General features: G+C 53.6%; 4 protein-coding genes. All 4 read left to right on the top strand.

Annotated features, from left to right (window positions below; all coding sequences use genetic code 11):
• The first annotated feature begins 266 nt into the window (after window positions 1-266).
• Window positions 267-608, top strand: a complete 342-nt coding sequence (locus tag ACFWW2_RS00600; RefSeq protein WP_393925421.1) for a type II toxin-antitoxin system RelE/ParE family toxin — start codon at window positions 267-269, stop codon at window positions 606-608.
• On the top strand, window positions 605-895 hold the full coding sequence (locus tag ACFWW2_RS00595; protein ID WP_393925420.1) for a helix-turn-helix domain-containing protein: 291 nt from the start codon (window positions 605-607) through the stop codon (window positions 893-895). Before ACFWW2_RS00600 ends, ACFWW2_RS00595 begins: the two co-directional genes overlap by 4 nt.
• Before the next feature lie 292 nt (window positions 896-1,187).
• Complete coding sequence (locus ACFWW2_RS00590; protein ID WP_393925419.1) at window positions 1,188-1,748, top strand: AAA family ATPase; 561 nt, start codon at window positions 1,188-1,190, stop codon at window positions 1,746-1,748.
• Window positions 1,749-2,097: 349 nt separating this feature from the next.
• Entirely contained in the window at window positions 2,098-3,315 is a 1,218-nt protein-coding gene (locus ACFWW2_RS00585) for an MFS transporter (RefSeq protein WP_393925422.1), read from the top strand.
• Window positions 3,316-3,706 lie beyond the last annotated feature (391 nt).

The raw sequence follows: 3,706 nt of genomic DNA, 5'->3' as shown, positions 1-3,706 counted from the left end.
TCAATGCCTGTTCGGCTTCGACGGGCGCCCTTGTTGGACGTCGGTTATGCCTGCAGTAGACAGGGTCGAGTCCGGCTGAGTTCAGAATGGGGCGCTAAGGCCGGATCGGAGATCAGTTGGGCGGGTGATCCACAGGGCGCTAAACGGAACCGTCCTTGCAAACGTATAAGTGAGCAATTGGAGCGGAACAAAGATGCGACAAAGTCATACCAAGCGGGAAAGCAAATGAGTGAGTCATTGACTTATGTGCCATTGGCGTATATTTGGTGACTAAGTTACAGACGGTCGTAGAGCTGCCGGAATTTCAACGCCAAGCTAAAGCAGTCATGTCCGATGACGAGCGCGAAGCCGTCATCGTGTGGATTGCCGAGAACCCTGAGGCCGGCACCTCACTTGGCGGAGGGCTGCGAAAGGTGCGTATCCCTCGGGAAGGCCAAGGGAAGCGTGGTGGGTTTCGGACGATCTACGTTTTTGGTGGTCGGCATATGCCGATCTTCCTGGTTACGATCTTCGCCAAGAATGACAGGGCAAATCTGACACCTAAAGAACAAGCTGCGGCCGTCGAGTTGAGCAAAGAGATCGTGAGCATGTGGAGTGACAAACAATGAGTGCTTTTGAAAGCATCAAGCAAGGTCTCGAAGAGGCAAAAGCGTTCTCGAAAGGGCAGGGGGTTGACGCCCGTGTCCACGAGATAGCCGTTCCGGATATTGATGTCGCAGAAGTAAGGGCAAAGACTGGCCTGTCCCAAGCGGAATTTGCTCGCAGCATCGGCGTAGCCAAAGGCACATTACTGAACTGGGAACACGGAAGACGCCAACCGAATGGTCCTGCTCAGGTGCTGCTCGCACTGATCGCACGCAAGCCGTCCGTAGTTCAGGACTTACTCGGAAGCTGACATCCAGATCGCCGTGTTCAACTTCACGGCTGCGGACTTTGCCGTCGTTCGATTTTGATACTTCGCTAACGCAGCATCCATTCGCAGTTGTAGCAAGACCAACGCTGCGGCGCAGCCCAGGTCGCCAGAGCCGTCATTGTAAACTGGTCTGAGCAATCAAATCCAAACCGTTCTTTCGCCGCTTGGCTGAGTGATGATTGACATGCGGGACTTAGTGAGCTTTCGCTGCGGCTGCGCCAAAGGCCGCTTTTGTCAAATGGCCAAATCCCGAAACAAGCAGTACATTTGATAAATGATTATTGTTCTAAACGGCTATCCTGGCGTTGGTAAACTGACCATCGGGCGAGAACTTGCAAAGCTCTTGGGGGCGCGCCTTGTCGATATACACACACTCTACAACCTCGCATTCGCCTTGACCGAATTTCGTACACCTGAATTTCGGGAGACAGTGCGACGTGTCGAAGAAATAGCGGACGAGCTCATTGCAGCCTTGCCGTCCGATATCCCCGTAGTCTTCACCACGGTCCTGACTGGCGAGACGGAATGGGCCATAGAAGAATGGCAAAGGTTCGAGGAGCGAAGCATCCAACGTCCGCCGCTAGTGGTGGTTCACATCGCCTGCGACTTAGAAGAAAACATAAAGCGAATTCAGTCACCAGAGCGGAAGGGCAAAGGAAAGCTACAGGGTGCAGAGGTCGCGCGACGCAATCACGCTTCATCAGAGCCACTGATCGGCGGCGACTTACCTAACACTCTTCGATTAAACGTTACCAAGTTAAATCCGGAGGAAGCCGCAGAGAAAATCGCAAATCATTGTTCTGCGGTTCTCCGCGCGACCGCCGCTTCCGGCTGATAGATCAATACATTTCCGATGCGGACATTCATGCGCCCCGCAGCATCCCACAGTTTGGGCTCACCCTCAGGTTTCGCCGCCTGCCGCACGAACGTCGGTTCAATCGTTGCCAATGTCAGCTGCTCGACTGTGATCCAGCAAATTCATCGGGTTGGCGGATGTTACGGATGTCAGGTCTCGGGTGGCCTGCTGCGGCGGCACTGCCGCGTCAGCATTGGGCCGCTCTGAGCCCAATTTGACGGATGCTGCGCGCTGCGTGAACGGCAGCTAACAGGTTTTTCTGGATGAGAAACTTGCGCTCGTTTTTCCCTTGGGCAAGAGTTCTTCTCAGAAACCGGGATTACAAATGATGGCCGCATCGCTACTCGCCAGAAATCGTAACTTTCGCTTACTTTTTGGCGCAGGAACCATGACCAACTTGGGCGACGGGCTGGTTATTCTTGCCCTACCATGGCTCGCGACTTTGATGACGCAAAATCCGATAGCCATTGCTGCCGTCGCCGCTGCAGGGCGCTTACCTTGGTTGATATTTTCTATTCCAGCCGGAGTCATCGTGGACAAAGCGGATCACCGCAAGCTCATTGCACGCACCGACTTGTTACGAGCGGCCATCGTTTTGGCAATCATGATGTTGGCAATGAACCAACAAGCCCAAGGGGCTGTCTGGGTGCTTGCTGGGCTTGCCTTTTTGTTAGGATCGGCAGAGGTCTTACGGGACAATGCCGCGCAAACGATGCTGCCGTCCATCGTGGACTCACGGGACCTCGAGCGTGCCAATGGTCAACTCTGGAGTAGCGAGCAGCTCACTGGTCAATTTATTGGCCCTCCGTTGGCGGGATTCTTGATCGCTGCAGGAATTGCTATTCCTTTTGGTATTGACGCTGCACTGCTTGTATTGGCGGCAGGTCTTGTGTGGATGATTTCGCTTCGGCCAAAGCCCAGGATGAGTTCTAGCTTTCGCTCAGCGCTTATTGAAGGGATCGCATATATGCGACGTGATCCCCTGTTGCTTAGACTGGCCATAGTCTTGGGGATTGCGAACTTCATTGCGACAGCAACAATCACCATTCAGGTCCTTTTTGCACAAGAAGTCCTCGCGCTTTCCTCATTCCAATACGGTTGGGTGCTATCTGTTGAGGCGTTAGGCGCTATAGCAGGTAGCTTGCTTGCAGCCAGGTTTGTTTCAGTTCTAGGAACTCAGGCTTGCTTGTACGTGTCAATTGCAGCATGGGGTGTAGGCTATGCCGCTGTCGGATTAAGCCAATCGGTGGTAACGATGAGCATTCCGTTGTTCTTTGTTATGTGTGGGGCGATGCTCTGGAATGTAATAACCGTGTCCTGGAGGCAGCGGCGTATCCCGTCTGATTTGCTTGGCCGGGTCAACAGCATTTACCGTTTCTTCGGTTGGGGCTCCATGCCTTTAGGTGCATTGGCTGGCGGTGCCGCTGTATATGTCTTGGAAAATGAGTTGGGCCGCGAACTCGCCCTACGTTCAACATTCCTTTTGGCGGGTCTCGCTTGTGCTATGTTGCTGATGTACGCATTGATGAGACTGCGCTTGGACTAGATGCACAGCAGACCTTAACACTTTGATGGCTTAAGGCCGCTTAGTCCCGCGATCTGTGAGTTGCCCTGACAAACCTAGCTGCGCGACGTTCGAATGGCTGAGTTTGCAGCCGCGCTGCGGCGCGCCAGACTGAGCACTTGCAGAAATTTCCGCGCTGCGAGCGCATGCAGCAAAAAATGAAGACTTCCGCTGTGGGCTCTTTTTCCTCTTTCGCCGCGTTCAACTCGAACGGCTGCTAACCCTAAAGAGGCTTAGACCAGATGAGCGTTTTGCGGCAGCGCCAGTTGTCATGTTTTTCTCGGCGAACATGGATTTGTTCGACAGAGGAAATGAGCATGAACAAGACACTTTATGTGGGTCTGGACGTCCACAAGGATTCGATTGCTGTTGC

The organism is Yoonia sp. R2-816, from assembly GCF_046762905.1.
Lineage (GTDB): Bacteria > Pseudomonadota > Alphaproteobacteria > Rhodobacterales > Rhodobacteraceae > Yoonia.
This window is presented reverse-complemented; position numbering and strand designations above follow the sequence as displayed.